This is a genomic window from Psychrobacter sp. PSP (assembly GCF_024085615.1).
Classification (GTDB): Bacteria; Pseudomonadota; Gammaproteobacteria; order Pseudomonadales; family Moraxellaceae; genus Psychrobacter; species Psychrobacter pacificensis.
Genome location: NZ_JABLTF010000016.1, coordinates 313,996 through 336,685 on the forward strand (window position 1 = coordinate 313,996; position 22,690 = coordinate 336,685).

General features: G+C 44.1%; 19 protein-coding genes and 4 tRNA genes. 13 read left to right on the plus strand and 10 right to left on the minus strand.

What is annotated here, in order from left to right:
• Positions 1-270 precede the first annotated feature (270 nt).
• Positions 271-1,662, minus strand: coding sequence for a glutamyl-tRNA reductase (gene hemA / locus HL061_RS07400; RefSeq protein WP_071002488.1), 1,392 nt, complete (start codon positions 1,660-1,662; stop codon positions 271-273).
• A 551-nt stretch (positions 1,663-2,213) separates the two neighbouring features.
• On the opposite strand from hemA, the gene HL061_RS07405 reads away from it, so the two are divergent.
• From HL061_RS07405 to HL061_RS07455, 11 genes are all read left to right on the plus strand, one after another.
• A complete protein-coding gene (locus HL061_RS07405) occupies positions 2,214-4,151 on the plus strand; it encodes a tetratricopeptide repeat protein (protein ID WP_071002489.1) in 1,938 nt (645 codons plus the stop codon).
• A gap of 178 nt (positions 4,152-4,329) precedes the next feature.
• Positions 4,330-4,959: a lipoprotein insertase outer membrane protein LolB gene (gene lolB, locus HL061_RS07410; RefSeq protein ID WP_071002491.1), complete on the plus strand. Its 630-nt coding sequence runs from the start codon at positions 4,330-4,332 to the stop codon at positions 4,957-4,959.
• Positions 4,960-5,049: 90 nt separating this feature from the next.
• Positions 5,050-6,012, plus strand: a complete 963-nt coding sequence (gene ispE, locus HL061_RS07415) for a 4-(cytidine 5'-diphospho)-2-C-methyl-D-erythritol kinase (protein WP_071002493.1) — start codon at positions 5,050-5,052, stop codon at positions 6,010-6,012.
• 1 nt (position 6,013) lies between these two features.
• Positions 6,014-6,598 carry a hypothetical protein gene (locus tag HL061_RS07420; protein WP_143007399.1) on the plus strand — a complete coding sequence of 195 codons (585 nt, stop codon included), beginning with the start codon at positions 6,014-6,016 and terminating at the stop codon, positions 6,596-6,598.
• A 167-nt stretch (positions 6,599-6,765) separates the two neighbouring features.
• Positions 6,766-6,841, plus strand: a tRNA-Gln gene (locus HL061_RS07425).
• Between the two features lie 240 nt (positions 6,842-7,081).
• Positions 7,082-7,157: transfer RNA gene (locus tag HL061_RS07430), tRNA-Gln, on the plus strand.
• A gap of 110 nt (positions 7,158-7,267) precedes the next feature.
• The gene (locus HL061_RS07435) at positions 7,268-8,215 is read left to right on the plus strand and encodes a ribose-phosphate pyrophosphokinase (protein WP_057758042.1); all 948 of its coding nucleotides are present in this window, start codon (positions 7,268-7,270) and stop codon (positions 8,213-8,215) included.
• 407 nt (positions 8,216-8,622) lie between these two features.
• Positions 8,623-9,312, plus strand: coding sequence for a 50S ribosomal protein L25/general stress protein Ctc (locus HL061_RS07440; protein WP_071002496.1), 690 nt, complete (start codon positions 8,623-8,625; stop codon positions 9,310-9,312).
• A gap of 456 nt (positions 9,313-9,768) precedes the next feature.
• The gene (gene pth / locus HL061_RS07445) at positions 9,769-10,350 is read left to right on the plus strand and encodes an aminoacyl-tRNA hydrolase (protein WP_071002498.1); all 582 of its coding nucleotides are present in this window, start codon (positions 9,769-9,771) and stop codon (positions 10,348-10,350) included.
• Between the two features lie 100 nt (positions 10,351-10,450).
• Complete coding sequence (panD, locus tag HL061_RS07450; protein ID WP_010196068.1) at positions 10,451-10,831, plus strand: aspartate 1-decarboxylase; 381 nt, start codon at positions 10,451-10,453, stop codon at positions 10,829-10,831.
• Positions 10,832-11,019: 188 nt separating this feature from the next.
• On the plus strand, positions 11,020-11,994 hold the full coding sequence (locus HL061_RS07455) for a calcium/sodium antiporter (RefSeq protein WP_240365774.1): 975 nt from the start codon (positions 11,020-11,022) through the stop codon (positions 11,992-11,994).
• Between the two features lie 45 nt (positions 11,995-12,039).
• Here HL061_RS07455 and HL061_RS07460 read toward each other — a convergent pair whose 3' ends face one another.
• The 4 genes from HL061_RS07460 to HL061_RS07475 all read right to left on the minus strand — a co-directional run bounded on the left by HL061_RS07460 (position 12,040) and on the right by HL061_RS07475 (position 14,552).
• Positions 12,040-12,702, minus strand: coding sequence for an RDD family protein (locus tag HL061_RS07460; RefSeq protein ID WP_252962677.1), 663 nt, complete (start codon positions 12,700-12,702; stop codon positions 12,040-12,042).
• 232 nt (positions 12,703-12,934) lie between these two features.
• Positions 12,935-13,011 (minus strand) — tRNA-Arg (locus tag HL061_RS07465).
• 183 nt (positions 13,012-13,194) lie between these two features.
• Positions 13,195-13,284: transfer RNA gene (locus HL061_RS07470), tRNA-Ser, on the minus strand.
• 341 nt (positions 13,285-13,625) lie between these two features.
• Complete coding sequence (locus HL061_RS07475; protein ID WP_025643743.1) at positions 13,626-14,552, minus strand: IS30 family transposase; 927 nt, start codon at positions 14,550-14,552, stop codon at positions 13,626-13,628.
• Positions 14,553-14,835: 283 nt separating this feature from the next.
• On the opposite strand from HL061_RS07475, the gene HL061_RS07480 reads away from it, so the two are divergent.
• Positions 14,836-15,630, plus strand: a complete 795-nt coding sequence (locus HL061_RS07480; protein ID WP_240365772.1) for a hydroxymethylpyrimidine/phosphomethylpyrimidine kinase — start codon at positions 14,836-14,838, stop codon at positions 15,628-15,630.
• Positions 15,631-15,761: 131 nt separating this feature from the next.
• Here the strand turns inward: HL061_RS07480 and HL061_RS07485 are convergent, their stop codons facing one another.
• The 5 genes from HL061_RS07485 to ppx form a co-directional block, all read right to left on the minus strand.
• Positions 15,762-16,331 carry a YggT family protein gene (locus tag HL061_RS07485; RefSeq protein ID WP_093067270.1) on the minus strand — a complete coding sequence of 190 codons (570 nt, stop codon included), beginning with the start codon at positions 16,329-16,331 and terminating at the stop codon, positions 15,762-15,764.
• 142 nt (positions 16,332-16,473) lie between these two features.
• Positions 16,474-17,307 carry a pyrroline-5-carboxylate reductase gene (gene proC / locus HL061_RS07490; protein ID WP_240365769.1) on the minus strand — a complete coding sequence of 278 codons (834 nt, stop codon included), beginning with the start codon at positions 17,305-17,307 and terminating at the stop codon, positions 16,474-16,476.
• Between the two features lie 323 nt (positions 17,308-17,630).
• Complete coding sequence (gene tilS / locus HL061_RS07495) at positions 17,631-19,187, minus strand: tRNA lysidine(34) synthetase TilS (protein ID WP_252962678.1); 1,557 nt, start codon at positions 19,185-19,187, stop codon at positions 17,631-17,633.
• A 134-nt stretch (positions 19,188-19,321) separates the two neighbouring features.
• Positions 19,322-20,125: an acetyl-CoA carboxylase carboxyltransferase subunit alpha gene (locus HL061_RS07500; RefSeq protein ID WP_071002508.1), complete on the minus strand. Its 804-nt coding sequence runs from the start codon at positions 20,123-20,125 to the stop codon at positions 19,322-19,324.
• A gap of 165 nt (positions 20,126-20,290) precedes the next feature.
• Positions 20,291-21,853, minus strand: a complete 1,563-nt coding sequence (ppx, locus tag HL061_RS07505) for an exopolyphosphatase (RefSeq protein WP_071002510.1) — start codon at positions 21,851-21,853, stop codon at positions 20,291-20,293.
• A 454-nt stretch (positions 21,854-22,307) separates the two neighbouring features.
• Between ppx and HL061_RS07510 the strand changes: the two genes are divergently transcribed.
• Positions 22,308-22,658, plus strand: coding sequence for a DUF962 domain-containing protein (locus HL061_RS07510; RefSeq protein WP_212564567.1), 351 nt, complete (start codon positions 22,308-22,310; stop codon positions 22,656-22,658).
• Positions 22,659-22,690: the final 32 nt, after the last annotated feature.

The following is a 22,690-nucleotide window of genomic DNA, read 5'->3' on the forward strand; positions in this document are numbered from 1 at the left end:
TCAGATTCATGATATGCAAACGCACTGACTCTAATACACATTAATGAGGGCTATAAACATGGGGCGAAACTATTTCTAGTCACATTATAGTCACGACATGAGCGAGTCTCATCACCCTATGTTAAGCCAAACTGTCTTGACCCAAATCATCCATAAGATTTGATAGTAGCACTGATGCTAGAGGTTGACAACGATACGCTCAGGCACTGATATGGCTTGCGCGATTAGAGTTTTATTGGTAAGTGTTCGTTGATCGACACTGTGAGAACATCAGCGCCCGCGATGGGCATCCTGTAGCCCAGACACCACAAAATCTAGCAAATCGCTATCACCTTCGCGGGCCGCTTTACGCATGAGCTTGGATGGTGCGTGCGTCAGTGTTTGAGTCAGGCGCCGTGACAGCTCAATGAGAATATCTTCTGGACTGATATCTTTTTGTTGCAGCTTGGCAATGGACTCATGCAGTAGCTTATCTACTTGATTTTGAGTACAGGTACGATACTGCTGGATGTCTTTACCCACTTGGCGAACTTGGAAGCGACGATCTATTTCAACGACCAATTGACTGACTAAAAGTTCTGCATCGACCGCCGCTTGCCGACGCTGCTCGATGTTGCCAGCAATCACATGCTGCAAATCATCGACAGAATACAGATAGACATCATCCATACGACTGATGGTTGAGTCAATATCACGTGGTACGGCCAAATCTATCATTAGCATCGGCTGATAACGGCGACGCTTAAGCGCTTGCATGGTCATGGTTTTATCAATCAATAAATCCATGCTGCCACTACAGCTGCTGACAATATCGGCGTCTGCCAATACTTGCGGCAAATCTTGCAAGGGTCTGACGTCTATACGGCGATTGGGACTACGTAACTCAGCCGCCAATGCCTCAGCACGCTCAGGATTACGATTACAAATAATCACTCGCCCAACGCCAAGTCCTGCGATATGGGTGGCAACCAAGCGATTCATCTCACCTGCCGCGACGACCAATAGCGTACGACTCGGCAAGTCATCAAATATCTGCGTGACCAATTTGGCCGCCGCAAAACTCAGCGATACCGCTTGCGCCCCAACTTGCGTCTCGTTACGTACTCGTTTGGCAGCGGCAAATACTTGATCAACGATCCAACCGAGCTGATTGCTCAATACTTTTTGCTCTTGTGCCAAATGCACAGAGCGCTTGATTTGACCAAGTATTTGCGGCTCACCCAGTATCATAGAATCCAGCCCCGCTGCGACTCTTAGCCAGTGGGTCAATGCGTGCGTGTCGCGGTGCACATAGAGATAAGGATCGATATCTACGAGTGGCAGCTGTTTGAATTCAGCAAGCCACGTCTTAATCTTGAGGATATGAGCGCTGATCATGCTTGATGTGACATGAGCACTGCTACTAAAATCATTATGAGAGATGGCGTGATCTGTCTGCTCATTGACTGCCGAGCTTGATGAGTGTGAGTGGTGCGGGGTCAACGTATGGGGCACAAGCGCGTAGATCTCAGTTCGATTGCAAGTGGAGACAATCACACTGCCATCCGTGAAGGATTCTATTTGCTCAAGCGCGACATTCACATCGTCACCCACCAGCGCCAAGCGCTCTCGCAGAGCGACTGGTGCAGTTTTGTGATTGACCCCAATGACCACTAATCTCATTATCGATAGACCATAAACATGACGCCTAGCTGCTCACTCACGCTATCTTATTATTTTTAAAAGACAGTTTTTGACGACAGCGCTGAAAGGAAGACCCTAAAAACCGCTTATTATATCATTATTGCTGGCGTTAATTAACACTCACCCATCTATGATAGCGATATCTCTGTATCTGGTCGCAAATGTAACAAATCAACTACCGATATGATTGATAAAATCAATGGATGTATTTTGGCAAATAGTCGCTAAGATCATCATAAATCATTCGCTTAGTGTCGCCTAACTTGTTATATTTCCACAGTATTCTGATCAATATACCTATTTGTATAAAAGTCTTAGCAAGATAACTCATGCTTAAAACAAGTATTAGTCATAGCCTATCAATAGAATGATGATTGCTCAGATATGAGTAACACGGATGCTATTGTTTATACTGTTCATCCGCTCTTATAATATTTGTCATGGGTACTCTTTACCACTATTTGATTTGAAATGATTAAAATAAAATTGCCTCAGCTATGTAGGTAAACCATGGGCGAACACGACTATCTATGATGTTTTTTGGATCATTATCTAGATCACAACCTCTTTATAACGAGCAATCTAGCCTCCGCGCTTTATTGCAAGTCGTTATTGATCGTTTGTGCCAGCGTTATAAGCTAGCGTTGTCATTGGCCGTCTGTTTATGCCTTGCCGTACCTGCACATGCCAGCCATGCTGATACAGAATTGGCCGCAAAAACGCCACCAGTAGCAGTCATTACTAGCGATAACAGGGCAAATAATAATGCTACTTCTAGCACCTCTATCAGCACGACTGTTCATAAAAACAGCCAAATGACAGATAGCGTAACCAACATTGATGGTCTAGCGCCAGCCAGCCTATGGCAGCCTGAACTCAACGAACCCAGTTTATATGCTCTATTAGATGCAGAGTTTGCTGCGGATCGTGATGACAAACAACGTGCGATGACGATCTATAAGCAACAATCTTTTAAAGAAGATGCCACAGCGGTATTTGAGAGGGCGCTAACTCTATCATTGCGTAATGAAAGGGTTGAGGATTCATTAGCCTTTGCGAAATCATGGCAAGACCAGAATCCTGATCATGTACCTGCTTGGTTTTATGTGGCGCATTTGGCACTACGGGCACACGACTATATCTTAGCTGGCGAGACCTTAAACCGCATCTTGCGTTACGATCCGCGTGCAGATTTGAGCGAAATCCTTATCGGTATTTATCCCAATAATGACGATGACAAACGCGAGCTGCTTGCCGCTTTGCAGCCACTAGATAGTGAGCAAAATGCTTCACTGTCCGTATTAAAAGCTGGTTTACTTTACCAATTTAATGAGCCCGAAATCGCTATCGTGCATATCAACCGTGCGCTAGAGCGCCAGCCTGATTATGTGCCTTTTATCACCCTAAAGGCTGACATCTTGCGCAAAATCGTCACCTCTGAAACTGTGGTCAACTATATAAGCCAAGCACGCTTGCGCAATCCTGATAGCAAAAGTTTGTACCTGTACGAGATTCGCTACTTATTAGACTTAAAACAAAGCGAGCAAGCTTGGAAACTATTGCTCGAAGCCCACAGCCGCTTTAACGACGATGCTGAGATTACCTTGTTAGCAGCACTAGTGAGCTTGGATATCGAAGAATATGCGAGTGCGGATGATCTACTCAATATGCTTGCCAAAAACCCCGCTTACCTTGACCAAGCTTATTACTATCTCGGTATCAGTGCTGAGCGCCAGCAGCAGTTTGATAAAGCCAAATACTATCTCAATGCCGTGATGCAAGAAGACTTAGTATTAGAAGCACGTCGAAAAGTGGTCGCATATGAATTGCTCAATGACGACGTCGACGCCGCCATTGCTACTTTAGAAAAGCTACGCAAAGACTTTACGGTGTTCGCCCCTGACACCTTTGTGATGCAAGCCGATATTTTGTGGCAGCAAAATGAATCAGAAGAAGCCTTACGTCTATTGACGCGGGCCGCTCGTAAATATCCTGATAATGAGATGTTACTCTTTGCCCGTGTCCAACTGTTAGATGACAAAAGCGACTATGTCGTCAAACGTACACTCCTTAATCATTTGCAGGCGCTCGATCCTACCAATTTATCCTATCAGCTCAGTTATGCACAGTTGCTATTGGCCAACGAGCGTAGCTCTGAGCAAGGTCTGGCACTCGCCACAGCAATTATCCAGATTCGCTATGATGATCCGCGCTACGATAATGACCTTCATCTACAGGCCCTAAACGTACTGGCGGGTAATGCACTGGCCAAAGAAAACTATAAGCAAGTCATCGATTATCTGCAAACGCCTTACGATGTGCTCCCAACCCTGCGCTCAGGCACTCTATTACTGCGTGCTTATCAAGGTCTTGGCAATAACGAAAAAGTCGAAGCACTACTCGCAGATTTGCAACAGCGCTTCTCCTTTGGACAACACAATATCAATGACAGCATACAGCTATATTGATAGTGGTTTTTCAAAATAACTGTTGCGGCATGATGCCATTAGGCTTGACACGTCACAAAGCACTTATCAATTACAAGGGACGTATAAGAAGCTAACAGCCGTGCATAACTGAGCAACAAATAGCCCTTAAGCTAATATCTTTGTTAACCTGTCCATTTTCCCATTTTGAGAGCACATTATGTCAGCATCAACGATGTCTTATAAACCAAATAAACTGGCTTTGCTTACTGCGATAGCGACTACAATGGTTATTACCTCTGGCTGTCAGTCACTAAAAACAGCCAACGCGACCAATCAACCAACCACGATGCAAGCTCAAAACGCAGATCAGCCCAAAAAGCTAGAGAGCTTTAATATCACGGGTAAAATTGGGGTGACCATACCTGCTAATGACACCTCAGGTACCCAAGGTGGTAGTGCGTTTTATGCATGGGGACAAGAAAACGATCGTTTTGCTATTGAACTCATCGGCGCGCTTGGTATTGGTAAAACCAACATCGAGTACAATGGTCAAACCGCGACGCTAGTCAGTGAAAAGACAGGTACATTGACCGCTGATGACCCTGAGGAACTATTACAAAAAGCCACTGGCTGGCAAGCGCCTATCTCGCAAATGCCTTACTGGATTTTTGGTCGCCCCGCGCCCTCAGATAGCGCTCCGCAGCTAGATGCTCAAAACCGATTGATCAGCTCAGTCAATGGCGACTGGAGTGCCAGCTTTACTTATAAAGGGAATGACAAGCTCCCTAGTAAAATCAGCGCTGTACAACCACAGGGCAATAAAGTGGTGATGACGATTAATCACTAGTCCGTCATTACTAGTGTATCACCACTGAAAAATCAGCCCCTATTGCTCATTACCATAGTCGTTTATGTCCGTACTTTATGATGAAAAAACATGATTGAAAACATAGCCGAAGCATCTGACTCTACTGTTACGCGTTTATCCCCTGCAAAAATCAATCTATTTTTGCATATTACAGGCAAGCGTGCTGATGGTTATCATAATTTGCAAACGGTGTTTCGCCTGCTCGATTGGGGCGATTATTTGCATTTTTCACTCATGGATGATGTTGTGATACAAACGGCTGATAATAAAGCAGATGCCAACACGCTCTGTCATCAGCTATTAGTATTAGCTGGTGCAGAGGCGATAACTGCCAATATAGAAGACAACTTAATCTTCAAAGCGGCGCGCGCATTGCTCGCGTTTGCCATACAGTCAAACACGCTGCCCGAGCAGTTAGCACCAATTACTATCAGGTTAGACAAGCATTTGCCTATGGGCGCAGGATTGGGTGGTGGCTCATCCAATGCCGCAACGACTATGCTGGCACTTAATGAGCTTTGGCAGCTTAACGTTACTTGTGATGCGCTGATAAAAATCGGTGCAAAGGTAGGTGCAGACGTGCCAATCTTTATCTTTGGTCAAGATGCCATTGCCATGGGTATTGGCGAGCAATTAACTGCCATCAATTTACCTGACCAGCAGTATTTAGTCTTAACGCCTGAGGCGCATATCAATACCGCTACCCTATTTGCTCATCCTAAGCTACATCGAGATATCACCCCTCTATCGATTAAAACCATCAAAAACCAGTCCAATGATTATGTTCAAAATTTGAATACGCCCTATCATAATGTCTTTACACCAGTAGTGACAAGCTTCGCTCCTGCTGTTGCAGAGGCTTTAGATTACTTAAAAGGGTTAGAATCGCAAGCACTGGGTACAGCACGCATGACTGGCTCTGGTAGCGCGGTATTCTTGCCGTTAGATGCGAGTATTGCCTCTGATAAAGCGCTGTTGGTAACATGGATTGAAAGTGCGCCTTGTTCGGGGTATGTGGTGGGGAGTTTGTAACGTGAATGCTTTATATCTAAAAAAATGCTCAATAACAAGTATGGTTTTTGTTTGCTTATCATTAAGTCTAACTGGGTGTACATCGCTACCTAAGTCTTATGATGAACCTAATTCCAAGCGTTTGTCTGATAATGTAATTTTACCACCGCAGCTAGGAATTGAATTACAAGCTAACTCTCAGAATATATCTACTTCTGAGCAGCACCGTAAAACCAGTTCACCTGCTGAACTATTTACTTACGCACCGGCTCTTTCAATGCGCGAAATCAATTTTGTTTTGAAAGGCAAATACGTTATAAAAGATAACTGCTTATACTTTGTTCAGAACGATGATAAGTATCTTAGTCCTATTTTTTATCCCGATAGAGCCATTCTTTTTGAGAATGAACAAGCCATTTCTGTAAATGGAACCAAAGTTAAGCTCGGTGAGGAGGTTGTCACTAGCGGTATAATTAAAGAGCGTATAGGTAGTTACTATTTACGAAAAGGTGATATTGTCATTGAAGACCCAGAGAATACAGCTTGTTTGACGGAACCTGCAATATTTATGAGTGGTAGAGTGGTCAATCCTCTCGTACAAAAGTAACTCGCACAGCATTAGCTTACGATTGACAGGCTTAATAAAAAGACCCCTATTCACTACAATAGTAGCGATGCAACTCAGGCTAATTCACTTAGTTTCGAATAAATCCCAGAAAAAGGCGCAAATGACTTGCAAAATCTGAAAATTTACTTATAATAGGTCGCCACAATAGGGGTATAGCCAAGTTGGTAAGGCATCAGGTTTTGATCCTGACATCCGTTGGTTCGAGTCCAGCTACCCCTGCCATTTTTTAGTACGAAGCGTTAGACATACATTGAGTATAAGCGGTTTATACATAACCTCTTATGCTATTGTCATTGACAACGTTATCCCAGTTTCGGTATAGTTCGCAATGAACACCGCTAGGGAAAGGTTATGTTTTAGGCGGCTCAATCGTTTATAACATAACTGACAGGTCATGACACCATTCTAAGAATGACGAATTAGTCGCTATTAGCTTTCGGTTGTTCGTAGCCTAGACATTACAGGGGTATAGCCAAGTTGGTAAGGCATCAGGTTTTGATCCTGACATCCGTTGGTTCGAGTCCAGCTACCCCTGCCATTTTTTACTGTAATAGTAGTCTTCAATCTTTTTCACCACTCTTTTCTTAATTTGAGCAGTTTGTCACTGCTTAGCGGTCGCTGCTTGAGTCAATCAATAGGACTTCTGTCATGCCTTATTTGGCGATTTTTACGGGCAATGCCCACCCAGAATTAGCAAAAACCGTAGCCGATCATCTTCACATACCTCTTGGTAAAGCTGACATCACGCGTTTTTCTGATGGCGAAATTGCCGTGGAAATCAAAGAACACGTACGCGGTAAAGATGTGTTTATCATGCAGCCGACTTGTGCACCGACCAACGACAACTTGATGGAAATCATGATGATGGCTGACGCTTTGCGTCGCTCTAGTGCTGGTCGTATCACAGCTGTCATGCCATATTTTGGTTATGCGCGTCAGGATCGTCGCCCGCGCTCAGCGCGTGTACCTATCTCAGCAAAAGTCGTCGCTGACATGCTGAACATCGTTAGTATCGATCGCGTGATGACAGTTGATTTGCACTCAGATCAGATTCAGGGTTTCTTTGACATTCCTGTAGACAATATCTATGGTACGCCAGTACTCCTAAACGACCTACAAAAACAAGATTATGACAACATCATGGTGGTTTCACCTGATGTTGGCGGTGTGGTTCGTGCCCGTGCAATGGCCAAGCAGTTAGGCGATACCGACATGGCGATTATCGACAAGCGCCGTGCTCGTGCCAATGAGTCACAAGTGATGCACATCATCGGTGATGTTCGTGACCGTGATTGCGTCATCGTTGATGATATGGTCGATACGGCTGGTACATTATGTAAAGCCGCTGAAGCACTAAAAGAGAATGGTGCACGCCGCGTCTTAGCTTATATCACTCACCCTGTCCTATCAGGTAATGCACTCAAAAACATCAGCGAATCTGCGCTAGACGAAGTCGTCGTGACTGATACGATTCCATTATCTGCCGAAGCAAAAGCCTGTAGCAAAATCCGTCAGGTCAGTATCGCGCCAATGCTTGCTGAGAGCTTACGCCGCATTAATAATGAAGAATCTATTAGTGCGATGTTTGATGCTTAATATGAGACAGTCATTGCTATAAATTTTAATAACATTGTAGTGACAATAAAAATTTAGTCATAAAAATAATAGCGTCAAGTATCAGTACTTGACGCTATTTTTATGTACGTACTTTGCGTAGGTCTTTATTATTACTACAAAATCCCGTATAATGCGCGCCTGTGCTGACCGTTTGTTTTATTTAATCAGGCTAGCATTATCAAAAGTGCTGATCATGCTGAATAATAATGGCTATTTTGGTAATTTTTACTATAAAAATCATTGTTATAAGCAAATGGCTAACATCGATAGTTGTGTCATTTATACGCAACGATAGATATTAGCTCTCATCACGTATTAGTGGATTGGTCGCAAATCCACTTTTTTATGACCAGACACTTCATCATTCTTTTTATAGGATTATATCCATGAGCAATAATCATTTTGAACTAAACGCTACTGATCGTTCTGCTGACCTACAAGGTAAAGGTGCGAGCCGCCGCCTACGTAAGCAGAACCTAGTTCCTGCTATCATCTATGGTGGTGGTGAGCAGCCAACAGCGATCTCTATCAAAATCAACGAGCTAGTAAAAGCACTTGAGTTTGAAGCATTCTTTTCACACATCTTGACCATCAATGTTGACGGTACCGAGCATCAAGCTGTTATCAAAGACTTGCAGCGTCATCCTGCTAAAGGCTTCCCAATGCATGCTGACTTCCAGCGCGTTGTAAAAGGTCAAAAAATCCACATGAACGTTCCTGTGCATTTTGTTGGTCGTGAAGAAGCGCCAGGTACTGCTGCTGGTGGCGTATTGTCTACTTTAGTATCTGATATCGAAGTGATCTGCCTACCATCACAACTTCCTGAATATCTAGAAGTAGATGTATCTGGTATGGAAATCGGTGATTTGTTCCGTCTATCAGACATCAAACTTCCTGAAGGCGTTGTGATTCATGAGCTTGAGCTAGAAGACGGCCATGACCGTACTATCGTTAACATGCAGCCACCAACGGTTGAAGAAGTTGACGAAGATGCTGACGACGTTGATGCTGATGAAGTACCAGCAACTGAGCAAAACGACGGCGCTGATGCTGAAGAAAGCAACGACGACGAGTAATATACTATGTCTAGGTAGCATTTTATTTTGTGCTACTTAGTAACAGACTCGTTTAGTTAAGAAGACAGCAGGCGATTTGAAATCTCCTGCTGTTTTTGTAAGTAGGGCGTGTTGAACATTCGACCATGGCACTGACAGCGACTATTTTTTAGGCGATTCGATGTTAAAAATAATAAGCTTAGTCACTCTAAGCGCTTATTTTTAACGATGAAGCGGCAAAAAAGAGTCCTGTCCCCTGCTTTTATCGTTGGGGCTGATGCTAAAATTGCCCCATACTGCGTTACAAATCTCGCTAAGGCATCTGCATTATCGTCGCTTTGTGCCTTGTCTGGAACAATTTTAGCGATCAGCAGTGCCTATTTGCGAATGTTCAACACGCCCTAAGGTTTGAGAATATACTGTCTATCAACATTTCAAACCTTATCCTTATTTATCAAATTTAAGCAGGGTGTTTTTATGGCCATAAAGCTTATTGTCGGTCTTGGTAATCCTGGTCAGCAGTATATGTTTACGCGTCATAATGCCGGATTTTGGTTTGTCCATCATTTGGCGCAACAATTCAACATCACGCTCTCCCCTGACAAAAAATTCCACGGGGTGACAGGACGTGGGCACATTCATGGCTCTGATGTGCGCTTACTTATGCCGCTCACGTTTATGAATAAATCTGGTCAGTCAGTCGTGCCTATGGTAAATTTTTATGGCATCAAAAACGACGAGTTATTGATTGTTCATGATGAGCTCGATATTCCAGCTGGCAGCATCAAACTCAAAACCGACGGTGGTCACGGTGGTCACAATGGCTTGCGTGATATTACGCCGCATATCGGTAATGACTTTCATCGTCTGCGTGTGGGTATCGGCCATCCTGGTCACAAATCTAAAGTCAGTGGACATGTGCTCTCAAAAGCGTCTCCCGATGAGCAAATCGCCATTGACAGCGCATTGACGGCGGCTTTTGACGCGCTACCACTATTGCTAGATGGTGATATCGAAAAAGCACGTTCACAAATTAATGGCTTTAAATTGCCTGAATAAAATATTACCTCTATAGTAATAGCCTTTTATTTTGGTAGGTTTGTCCCCATTAACCTTTTGATTTAGTTATTTAATATCAGTTACGCTAAGGAAGCAACCTATGCTACTTAATATGCTTAAATGCAAATTACACCGTGCTCGCGTTACCCATGCTGAGCTTCACTATGAAGGCTCATGCGGTATCGATGGTGATCTACTAGACCTAGCTGGTCTACGTGAAAACGAATCTATCGATATCTATAATGTGACCAATGGCAAGCGCTTTCGTACCTATGCTATCCGTGCTGAGGCAGGCTCTGGTATTATCTCGCTAAACGGTGCAGCAGCACACATGGCAGACCTAGGCGACATCGTGATCATCTGTGCTTACGCGCATTTCGATGAAGTTGAAGCATCGACGTATCAGCCAAAACTGGTCTATTGCAACGAAGACAACACAGTTAAAGACACAGCAAATATCATTCCTGTACAAGTTGCTTAATATGACAGGATGGTGAGGTTTTGGTAAATTTAAGATAAACACAAAGTTACATCTTTGAGTTAACTGCTATTATTACTAAAAATCTCGATGCTATGAGGAAAGCTGAATCTAAATCAAGATTCGGCTTTTTTTGTGCGATTTTTATTTATTAAACTCATATTTTTCATCATATATAAGGAAACATACCGATGTGGTTGGCGGTGATTGCAATACTGATTGGGTTAGCAATTTTGGTTTGGAGTGCCGATGTCTTTATTGACGGAGCAACAGCATTGGCAAAGAAGTTTAGCGTACCAAGCTTCTTAATTGGGGTATTAATATTGGGCATCGGCACATCAGCACCTGAGATGGTCGTGTCAGTATTAGCAGCGTTAGAAGGCAGTCCTGAGCTGGCTTTAGGCAATGCTTACGGCTCAAATATTATTAATATTGCTTTAGTACTCGGTGCAACCGTACTGATTAGCCCTATCATCATCCGTAAAGGTATCGTAAAGCGTGACCTGCCGCTGCTACTGCTAATCACCGCCATCGCTGCATGGCAGCTACGTGACGGCATATTGAGCCAAGTGGATGGTCTAATATTGCTTGTATTGTTGATTGCGGTATTGGGATTACAGATCGTATTGAGCATTCGTGAGGGCTATCATGAGCATGAAGAGGACATTGATAATGCAGATTCAGATGCGACAGAGCCAAGCGTAGCGCGTGGACTTGGTAGCTTACTGCTCGGTATGCTGATGCTGGTAATCAGCTCGCGGGCGATCGTTTGGGGAGCGGTCGAATTGGCAACGCTCTGGGGTCTCAGCGAGCTCATCATTGGCTTGACGATTGTTGCGGTTGGTACATCACTGCCTGAGCTGGTATCAAGCATGTCAGCAGCGCGTAAAGGCGAACACGACATGGCACTTGGCAATATCATTGGTTCGAATGTTTTTAATACGTTAGCGGTCGTAGGCCTAGCTACGGTGATTGCCCCGATTGCTGCTGATCCAGTGATTTTGTCACGTGATGTGATGGCAATGGGGCTACTGACGGTATTACTCGTTGCTCTGTGTGTGTTTGCCTTTACAACAAAGCGCCAGTTCGGTCGTACGTCAGGCGCTACTTTGGTGCTTTTCTTTGTCGGTTATACTGCATGGCTGATTCAAAGCGTTAGTATATAACTTTCACTTTTGTATGTTTTGAGCCTTGCTGGCTATTTTATAATCCTAAGACTTTTTCTTACGATTTTTAAAACCGCGCCATAACCCTTCATGTGCCACTTTTGGCATTTTTAGGGTAATGGTGTTGGATAGCATATCCTGTACTGCGAGACCACGAGGGTTGAACAGACAAAAAACATAGTTGAATACCAGTCCAAGAAACGCGCTGGCTAATAAGGCGGCGCGTGACCCATCAATAAGACTACCGATAATGCCAAAGAGTAATGGCATCAGACAAGCAGCCAAGATACGCTTAAATGACTGTCCCCACGTGAGCCACTGACCAGCATCATTGATGGTTTTCAATCGCCACGTTTGCATCCCCAATGTCTGACCACCACGGCGCCAAAATATCCCATAGAATGCCACCAGTGTCAGAACAAACGACGGCGTCATAATGGCGTTTTGATACCAAAGCGGTAGTGACTGGGCCTGTGAAGACTCGGTACCCGTCTCCATCGTTAGCAGCGTGCCAACTACGGTCAATATCGTACCCACCAAAAATAACAATGCCAGAATCAACATACCATCATAAAGAATGGCTACGACACGAACCATGGGCTTGGCAATGGTGGGCGCTGCATTAGGATCTTGCTGCACAAAAGCGCTCGGTTGCGGCTTTGATTTATTGACAGATTTTGACGGGCGTTTAGAGGAACTTTTTGGCATGGTACGAGCTCATAGCAAGCAGTGAATAATAACGCTATTGTACCGTAAATGACTGGTCTATCGTACATTATCCTAGATGACCATCTAATCATATTGACTATAGTTGCAAAGCGATTGACAGCAAGTCACCAGTACGAAGCCATCAAGCCCCGTGATAGATTACAAAAATGATAGACATAAAAAAATCGCCAATTGTCATAAGACAGGCGATTAATTTAGTTGATTATGCAAATGGTGCGCTTGGAGAGATTCGAACTCCCGACCCCTTAGTTCGTAGCCAAGTGCTCTATCCAACTGAGCTACAAGCGCGTACTTTGCAAATCATTTACCGAGTTGTTAAAAACAATTTCAGTAAATTAGGTTGGCTATTATATAGATAATATCGCTTGTGTCAACATCTTTTTTAATTAAAAACAAAATATTTTTTGATTTAATTATTAAGAATGTTTAACGCAATATACTGCGTTACTACTCTAATAATAACTGAATAAATGGCGGTGAAGGAGGGATTCGAACCCTCGATACGCTTACACGTATGGTTCCTTAGCAGGGAACTGGTTTCAGCCACTCACCCACTTCACCTAACGATTTAAGACATTTATAAAAATAAACATAGTATTGATGCTAACAATACGTCTTATGTTGTGGGCGAGTATTATAACAAAGCCAAAACGAATTGCAAGCCTTGTCTGCCGATTTAATGAGGCTTTTCTCATAATTATAGTTAGATTACTATAAAATCGATACAATAAGATTCAACGTTATTTTTCGCAGCCTCTGGAGACGCAGTCACAGCAAGCAAGAAAAATAGCGTTGAATCAAATGAATTTATTATTCTGTATTGTTTTTATTTAGACTTGACTATATCGATATAAATGCTTTTCTCGCCTTTTAATACTTAGATTAACACACCAAGTGCAACGCTAATTAATATTATAGAACGCCTGCATAGGCGTTTTAAACCCTAATCGTTTTCTTGGTCTGTTGTTTAGTTTGTTCTCAATGTCCTGTATTTCATTATCAGAGACTTGTCTAAAGTCACAACCCTTAGGCAAGTACTCTCTGATAAGGCCATTGGTATTCTCGTTGGTTCCTCGCTGCCATGACGCATAAGCATCGGCAAAGAAGAAAGGGCTAAAGAGCTTTTGTTTCACCTTCTTATGCTGAGCAAACTCTTTACCATTGTCAGAGGTAATGGTCTTAACCTGCAACCTCACTGGCGCTAAGAGTTCTATCATTGCCTCTGATACTTGCTGTGCTGTTTTATGACCCACACGCTTCATCTTCAGCAGCCCCGTTTTACGTTCAACGAGCGTGACAATCGCTTGCTTGTGATGCTGACCGATAACGGTATCCGCTTCCCAATCTCCAATACGTGAGCGTTCTTCAACAATACAAGGGCGCTCATGAATCGAGACTCTGTCATTGATACGGCCTCGAGTCTCAGCGGTTAGACGCTGCCGGTATGGTTTTCCTTTACGTCTGAGACACTGCCACAATGTACCGCCCTGCCTCTTATCACGCCAAATATAGCGATAAATGCTCATATGACTGATACCAGCATGAACGCCAGATATTTGCTCAGGACTCCAGTTCTCTTTAAGCTTGTCTGTCACCCATGCCCAGAGGTCAGTCACAATAGTTGTGGCGTTGTTAGCCCGTCTGTCACAAGCCTTGTTATTAGCATGCTTTGCTCGGTAACCTCGTAGGCTTTTATTACGCCTAAGCTCTCTTGATATGGTACTGGGACTTCTGTTTAACACCCTCGCTATAAAATTAATACTATGTTTTGCCCCTTTAAGGGCATAAATCTGGTATCGTTCACCTAGGCTTAGATGTGTATAGCTCATGGTTGCAATCTCACTTTGGTCGGTGGATAAAAACTTTGATGCTAGCGCATCTAGGTCTTTTTTTCACCTTGCATTTGGTATTGCACTTCATGTGTTAATCTAAGATACTTAAAATTACGCCATATTGCAAAAAAAATACCACTGCTAAATTGATGATTCAGAACAGTCTCATTTGTTTTGATACTTTATACTTAATCTATAGGTACTAGACTGAGATAGATTTTTTGGCAGTAGGTGGCTATAGTATTTATCACTGATTATAAAATACCTAAAAGGAGCGGTTATGCGACCTGTCGTACTGTGTTTTTCTGGACTGGATCCCTCAGGCGGTGCTGGATTACAAGCGGACATTGAAGCCATCGGTCAATCTGGTGCGCATGCGGCTATTGCTTGTACGGCAGTCACGATTCAAAGCTCACAGCAGGTATTTGGTTTTGAAGCTTGTGCGGCAGCGCTAGTGAAGTCTCAAGCCACTGCGGTGCTTGACGATTTACCTGTCAAAGCCATCAAGTCTGGTATGCTGGGTACCACTGACAATATCGCCATGCTAACCCAGTTATTTGCTGAGCAAATAATAAGCACAAATATTCCGTTTGTATTGGACCCTGTATTAGTCGCCAATAGCGGTGGCAGTTTGGGCGATGAGAAAACGCTGGTGCGCGCGTTTAGGCAGCTGCTACCCTATGCCACCTTGATTACACCCAATACGCATGAACTGCGCGCGCTGAGCGGCGAGCAGGATTTGCACAGTGGTGCGAAAAAACTATGCGCGCAAGGCGCTCATGCGGTGTTGGTAAAAACCTCTCATGATTTTGACAGCGGTGATATCGAGCAGTATTTATATATAGAGGGCGAGATGGTACATAAGAGCATCTTACCGCGCTTAGAGGGTGAATTTCATGGCTCAGGATGTTCGCTTGCCAGCTTTATTGCTGGGCGTTTGGCGATGGAAGATGATTTGATTGATGCGGTAAAATCCGCAGATAACTGGAATACCCAGACATTGCGCGCGGCTGACATACCGCACCCTGATGATGCTCAGGCGCAATTAATACCCAATCGCTTTATCCACTCTTAATTTCTTTATAAAGTAACAACATAAAGTATTAACGTTCATCAATAGCAGACATAAAAAAGGCGCTCTATATTTTATAGTGCGCCTTTTGGCATGGGATGCGTTATTTATTCTCTGTGATTTAGAGAAACCAATTATCCTAGCATTGGCATAAAGTTTGCCGACAAGCCGCCGATGAAGATCTCAAGCAGATAGAATACAAAAAAAGCAATCATCGGTGATAAATCAAGCATGCCTAAGTTCGGCGTAATACGACGGAACGGTGCCAAAATCGGTTCTGCTAGCTGAATGATGATACCAATAATAGGATGCTGGGATTGGGTAAACACCACGATCCAGCTGACGATAATAGACCCAATCACCAAGTAGCGACACATGCGTAAAAAATCTAACACTAGGCTGATCGTCCCTGTGAAAAATAGCGGCACAGGGGCAATCCCTTGATGCGTCAATGCTGCTTTTCCAGAAATATCAATCAGACGAATCAAAAACATTAAAACGATAGCCGCAATGCTAATACGTCCCTGTCCGACCGTTGGGAAGATACGCCCAAACACATCGACGATATGGGTCGCTTTATAGGCAGGTGCAATCATCGGGTTGCGCGCATCCATCCCTGCAAATTGCAGCATAAAACGAATAAACACCAGCATCATAGCGAATGTGGTGACCAGATCAAAAACTTGAAATAACATGTTGTTCATGAAGGGCTACTCAATGGGACATTGTTGACAGATTTTAGGATGACAACTGTCATTATCAGATGCGAATCATCATACAATACAGGTCAGCTGTTGAGCCTGACCTACTTTTTGGGTCGTTGCTTACTCAATTGCTAATCAATAACTATTTACTCATCTCTTCACTAAGCGCTTGGCTACGATCATAGCACGCTTGCATGGCTTCACCGATTTGGCGGCCAATCTCATTGGCTTGCATAGACTCAACAGCGGCTTGAGTGGTACCGTTTGGAGACGTCACTTTGCGGCGCAGCTCAGCAGGCGCATCCTCACTATTCATGGCCATTTTTGCCGCACCAAGCATGGTTTGCATGGCAAGTGCTGAGGCTTGTTCTTTATCAAGCCCTAATGCCACTGCGCCATCGACCATCGATTCGATAAAGTAAAACATGTACGCTGGCGCTGAGCCTGACACGGCAGTCACAGCATGCATGTGTTCTTCATCATCAACCCACATGACCAGTCCTGAGGCTTCCATCACCGCCGTTGCCAGCTCTTTTTGTTCGGCTGAGATATTATCTGTACCGTAGAGACCGGTTGCACCCATCTGAATCATCGAAGGCGTGTTTGGCATGGCGCGCACGATATTACTATAGCCGCCCAGCATGCTAAACAATAGGTCAGTTGACAGACCTGCGGCAACCGAGATGACCAACTGATTGTCCAATGCATCAGCAAAAGCACCAACCACCACTTTCATGATTTGTGGTTTTACTGCCAGTACCACGATATCAGCACCGATCACAGCAGATTTGGCATCCGCCATTGGGTCAACGGTGTTTAGACCTTTAGCCGCTAGTTGCTCACGGATATCGCCGCTAGGATCGGCGACCGTGATTAGACTTGGTTTGATGCCGCAGCTCACAAGCCCACTAATAAGCGCTTGTGCCATATTTCCGCCACCAATAAAACTGATTTTCTTATTATCTAATACCGACATACTTGTCTCCTAGTCACAACATTTAAAAGTATTCAACGTAACATACTGATATATAAAACGACACTCAGTTTATCATACTGCTCCTAGTATCGTTTGATAAATTCCTGCCGTCTACAACGGCAGTAAACCTAGTTAAAACACGCAACTGACATCGACTATGACATGGTTTAGCTGTTAGATTGAGAAATAATTTTTATAAAATATTTTGAGGTGTCAAATATGTTTTTTATTCGTAAGGCCATTCAAAAAGACTTCAAGGTATGGGCAGCACACTTATGAAAGCCTCATTGCAAGATATAACAGCCGCTATAGTTTTGTTTCATCTACTCAACTACGCTTATAACATTCTTAAAAACATCGTCGATATCACTACCTAGATTTTTGGTATTGATCGAAAAGTCATTTTTCAATATCCACCTATCAAAAGGCGATAATAATAAGATAGGAATCTCATTTTTAGCGTGTTCTTTATCTAAGAGTACGACACTGACCACAACCAAGCTTTCTCGCAGCCATAATGGAATACCAAGCGTTTGATACAGTTTTTTGCCTGATTGTGAACGTGTCGCCAATGCCGTCTGCACACGCTGTTTGCGATCTAATGGTTTTATCTTTAATACTGCATTGAGTGCGCCTATATGACATTCTATCAATCTTGCCAGCGCATCTGGATACACTTGCAACTGCCAGATATAGTCTTCACTGCGACGAACAGTCAGTAGTGCAAAATCACTCTCTGCTGATTCATTTGTTGTCAAATCCAAACTCGATAATGGCTGCGCTTGTACCATTAGTGGTCTATCTAACCAAGACAACCATTCATTGCTTAGCCGGTAGAGCTGCTGGCGATAGCGGCGAACAACATAGGATTGCGTACGAGCTTGCCAAAACAGCTCAGTTTGGTGATCATGGTCGCTGCGCTGAGTAAGATTCCATACGTCATCGACGAGCTGCTTAGCAGGCGGTAATGGCTCATCTTGACCCAGCCAATGATGCAGTAGTTGCCGCTGGCGATAAATGGGCAATACTTGCAATGTATCGATATTGAGCACGCGCTGTGCTGCTGGTAGCTGTAGGCTTTCATCAGCTGTCTGCTGCATATCTTGCTCAGCCTGAACATTGACAGTGGCTTGCGCATCGCCTAATAGCTGCGCACTGCGAGCAATATTATCAATGACATTGGGGTTATAAGTTGCTAGTACTGGCATGATATCGCGGCGCAGTCCGCTACGGACATTATCACCCGTCTCGTTGGTCGGGTCATCGATATAAGGCAACGCTAAGCGCTTGGCATAATTACTAATCGTGGCGCGCCTCACCGTAAGCCAAGGTCGCCATAATGCATGGCGTCGTCCATGCTGCGTTTGTACTCGCCATGGCTGCATACCTGATAGACCATTGACCCCAGCGCCTTGGATCAAGCGCATCAGTACCGTTTCGGCTTGGTCGTCGGCGTGATGTCCTAGTAGCAGTACATCATCTTGGTTGATATGCGCACGCATGGCGTTATAGCGGGCTTGCCGCGCGGCTTGCTCATCACGACCTGTCACTTGTGCTCTTAGGATATGACAAGGTATCTGCTGCATCTTAGCCCAATTCGCGACATGCGTTGCCCAATGCTGACTATCGGCTTGCAAACCATGATCAACATGTAACAGCTGCGGCAAACATGGCAATCTGCCTTGCCGATAGAGCTGCACACATAACGCTGCAAGCGCCAATGAATCACGCCCACCACTACAGGCTAGCCATAGGCGACGACCATGCAGCTGCTCCCTATAGTCATTTATACTGCCCAATAATGCATCTGCCAATGTCTCATCAATTGGCAAATCATTGATTGGTCTAATAGGATGCGTGAGGATGGCACTGCTGGTCATAATCAGCCTTAGTTTTAGATAGATAAATTCATGAGCAAATTAATAGACATAAAAAAACGCGCCATTGAATGACACGTTTTATTTTAGCATTAAGACTCAGTCTCTAATATGAAAAGCTTAGCACATGCTTTGCATTAAGCAGGCAGCATCACTTCTGAGTTAAACGTCTTTAATTTTTCGTAGCGGAGCTCACAACGCGCTTGAGGATCCAAATCTCTGATTTCATCAAGCTGCTCAGTGATCAGTGATTTTAGAGCTTCCATAACGGGTTGTGGCTGCACATGTGCGCCCTCACCTTCATCGATGACGGCATCAACCAAACCTAGCTGGTAAAGGTTGATGGCATTTAATTTCAGAGCTTCACTGGCATCTGGTGCTTTTTCAGCGGTTTTCCATAAGATAGATGCACAGCCTTCAGGAGAAATGACCGAATAGATGCTGTTTTGCAGCATGTTGACTTTGTCGCCAACGCCAATTGCCAATGCACCACCTGAACCACCTTCACCGATAATGGTCACGATGATAGGCACTTTTAGGCTAGAGAATACCGCGATACTCTCTGCAATCGCTTGCGCTTGACCGCGCTCTTCTGCGCCAACACCAGGATAGGCACCTTGAGTATCGACAAAGGTCATCACAGGAATATTGAAGCGCTCTGCCATTTTGACCAAGCGAATCACTTTGCGATAGCCTTCAGGGTTGGCCATACCAAAATTATGCTCGATACGCTCACGAGTACTGCGACCACGATGCTGACCGATGACCATTACAGGTTGATCATTGAACCGTGCCAGACCGCCCAAAATGGCTTTGTCATCGGCAAAAGCACGATCGCCGTGCAACTCATCAAATTCAGTAAAAAGCTGATTAACATAGTCCATAAATAATGGACGCTTGGCATGTCGTGCAAGCTGCACACTATCCCAGACAGTGCTCATAGACGCTTCCCTTTAATCATTATACTTAATGTATTTATGTTTAAGAATAATATCGTTATCGGTGTTCAGATAATGAAAGTACAGTTGTAAACTGAGTAGAAGCTATAGTAGCACATCTTATATAGCATGACATTATCGACAGCACTGCTTTTGTTACGTTAGTCTTTAACTCGATACGGACAATGGTAACGGTTCAGTTGCTTGCGCCTCTACCACACTAAGCTGTACGCCCCATTTGGCAAACTGCTCAATCTCTGTGCGCAAATCAGCAACCAAAAACGCATAATGCTCGCTGCTATCAGCCACCGTGATTTGCCAGTCGCTATCACTGATGACCTTTAATTCTAATTCTGGCAGTTTATAATCACTACGGCTATGATGCGCGAGTACCGCAAGACGCAATAGCAAGCACAGATAAACGAGCTGGTTTCCCCCGATCTGACAGGTCTGCTCGAACATATCGGCTTTGAGCTTACGGCGATGGTTGAGCATCAACTGCGCCATACGCTTTTGATCCACTTGTGAGAACCCTGGAATATCAGAATACTCAAGCAAATAGGCGCTGTGCTTATGATAACTGCTATGACTGATTGCAAGGCCAATCTCATGCAAAAACGCGGCACGTCTGAGTAAGTCACAGTCATCGCTTGTTAGGGCAAGCTTATCTTTTACTTGCTCGAACAGGTTACGACTGGTTTTTACCACTTGCTTGGCTTGCTTTTTGTCGCCTGAATAACGCTTGATAAGCGCGAGCACACTGCGGTCACGCACATCTTCGCTCGCAAAACGCCCCAGCATGTCATACATCACGCCTTCACGTAATGCCCCATCTGAGTAGGTAATGGTCTCAACGCCTAGTACCTTCATCACCGCACGCAACACTGCCACACCTGCCGGAAATACCGCTTTACGGTGGTCTTTGACGCCTTCTAGCTCGATATCATCAATATTGCCAATCTTAAGCAGCAATCGCTCTAGTTTTTTAACGCCTTTATAAGTAATGCGTTCTTGCTCATCGGCCCAGCCTTTGGACACAAGGACATTACGCACCGCTTTGATCGTCCCACTTGAGCCGACCACGCTGCTCCAACCAGTCTTTTGGTAACGACCATTGATTGCCAGTACTTCCTTGCGCGCGCCTGAAATCGCATTGTTAAAAGCCTCTTTGGTAATGAGGCCATCAGAAAAGTACTTCTGTGTGAATGCGACGCAGCCCATTTGTAAGCTTTCAGTCAATAAAGGATCAAACTCTTGACCGATAATAAATTCCGTCGAGCCACCACCAATATCAATAACCAAGCGCTTGTCGCTACTCTCATTGGTATGCGAGACGCCCAAATAAATCAAGCGTGCCTCTTCGCGACCAGCGATAATCTCAATGGGCTTGGGCAAAATCTTATTGGCTTTTGCAATAAAATCATTGGCATTTTTGGCTTGGCGCAAGGCGTTGGTCGCAACCACACGAATACGCTCTGGCGGTACAGAATCCAGACGCGCCACAAACCGACTCAAACAATCCAGACCACGCTGTGCAGCTGTCTCGCTCAAGATTTTATGCTCATCCAGTCCAGCAGCGAGCTGTACCTTTTCAGACATAGAGACTACTTTGCGCACTTCCCCATGATCAAGACGGGCAATGGCTAAGTGGAAACTGTTGGAACCAATATCAATGGCTGCCATCATTTCATCATCGCCGAGTGGCGGGTTTGTAAGATAGTCAGTAGGCATAAGGCAAGTTGTCACCGTATTAGAGAGAGTGTGTAGTTTAACAAAATCAGGTACGACATAGATATAAAATCATAGGTATAGAAAAAGCAGCCGCCACACAAATCTGGGCCATTTTGCCATTAAAGCATTTATCCTAAATACGCGCAAGCGCCGCAAAATCATAGCAAAAGTGTAAAACCACTCTATCAAAGGCTAATGACCAAGCCTACATCTAACGCTTGTGTTAGCAATATCGGTTTGCTACATTGAAAGCTCATAATATTGTGATAAAAAACCGTTATTTACTGCTTTTACATCGGTATAAATCACATCGAAATCCATCAATTATTTACCTAAAAACTGCCGACAATGGATAGTCGATAAACCCGCCAGCAAGGACGCTAACCGCATGAATCAAACAACCGAAAAAAATGCGACCGAAACCGCTAATACCCATAACAGTACCAGAACGGATATGATAAAAACTGAAGCGTCACCCAAACAGGCGTTTTATGATTTTTATTTAGACGAGCATCAAAACATGGCTTGTCGCCGTCTCCATTTTGCAGGTAGCAGTTTTGGTTTGTTAGGATTGGCAAAGTCAATCAAAACTGGCTCGGTAAAGCCTCTCGCAAGAGGTGTCGCAGCAGGATATGCCTGCGCTTGGGTCGGGCATTTTTTCTTTGAAAAAAACAAACCCGCCTCGCTTAAATTTCCGCTAAAAAGTTTTGCTAGTGATTTTCGTATGTATGGCGATGTCCTGCGTGGCAATTTAAGCCTAAAAGATCACAAATATGACAAACGTACAAAAAAACCAGCATCATAATTTATTATGAATGCTGGTTTATCTTTCAAATG

Coding starts and splice junctions, on each gene's coding strand:
- HL061_RS07500 (WP_071002508.1), bottom strand. CDS start 20,125: ATGAGCACTGTCTGGGATAGTGTGCAGCTTGCACGACATGCCAAGCGT.
- HL061_RS07510 (WP_212564567.1), top strand. CDS start 22,308: ATGATAAAAACTGAAGCGTCACCCAAACAGGCGTTTTATGATTTTTAT.
- ppx (WP_071002510.1), bottom strand. CDS start 21,853: ATGCCTACTGACTATCTTACAAACCCGCCACTCGGCGATGATGAAATG.
- hemA (WP_071002488.1), bottom strand. CDS start 1,662: ATGAGATTAGTGGTCATTGGGGTCAATCACAAAACTGCACCAGTCGCT.
- proC (WP_240365769.1), bottom strand. CDS start 17,307: ATGTCGGTATTAGATAATAAGAAAATCAGTTTTATTGGTGGCGGAAAT.
- HL061_RS07435 (WP_057758042.1), top strand. CDS start 7,268: ATGCCTTATTTGGCGATTTTTACGGGCAATGCCCACCCAGAATTAGCA.
- HL061_RS07455 (WP_240365774.1), top strand. CDS start 11,020: ATGTGGTTGGCGGTGATTGCAATACTGATTGGGTTAGCAATTTTGGTT.
- HL061_RS07460 (WP_252962677.1), bottom strand. CDS start 12,702: ATGCCAAAAAGTTCCTCTAAACGCCCGTCAAAATCTGTCAATAAATCA.
- HL061_RS07475 (WP_025643743.1), bottom strand. CDS start 14,552: ATGAGCTATACACATCTAAGCCTAGGTGAACGATACCAGATTTATGCC.
- HL061_RS07485 (WP_093067270.1), bottom strand. CDS start 16,331: ATGAACAACATGTTATTTCAAGTTTTTGATCTGGTCACCACATTCGCT.
- lolB (WP_071002491.1), top strand. CDS start 4,330: ATGTCAGCATCAACGATGTCTTATAAACCAAATAAACTGGCTTTGCTT.
- tilS (WP_252962678.1), bottom strand. CDS start 19,187: ATGACCAGCAGTGCCATCCTCACGCATCCTATTAGACCAATCAATGAT.
- panD (WP_010196068.1), top strand. CDS start 10,451: ATGCTACTTAATATGCTTAAATGCAAATTACACCGTGCTCGCGTTACC.
- HL061_RS07440 (WP_071002496.1), top strand. CDS start 8,623: ATGAGCAATAATCATTTTGAACTAAACGCTACTGATCGTTCTGCTGAC.
- pth (WP_071002498.1), top strand. CDS start 9,769: ATGGCCATAAAGCTTATTGTCGGTCTTGGTAATCCTGGTCAGCAGTAT.
- HL061_RS07405 (WP_071002489.1), top strand. CDS start 2,214: ATGATGTTTTTTGGATCATTATCTAGATCACAACCTCTTTATAACGAG.
- HL061_RS07480 (WP_240365772.1), top strand. CDS start 14,836: ATGCGACCTGTCGTACTGTGTTTTTCTGGACTGGATCCCTCAGGCGGT.
- ispE (WP_071002493.1), top strand. CDS start 5,050: ATGATTGAAAACATAGCCGAAGCATCTGACTCTACTGTTACGCGTTTA.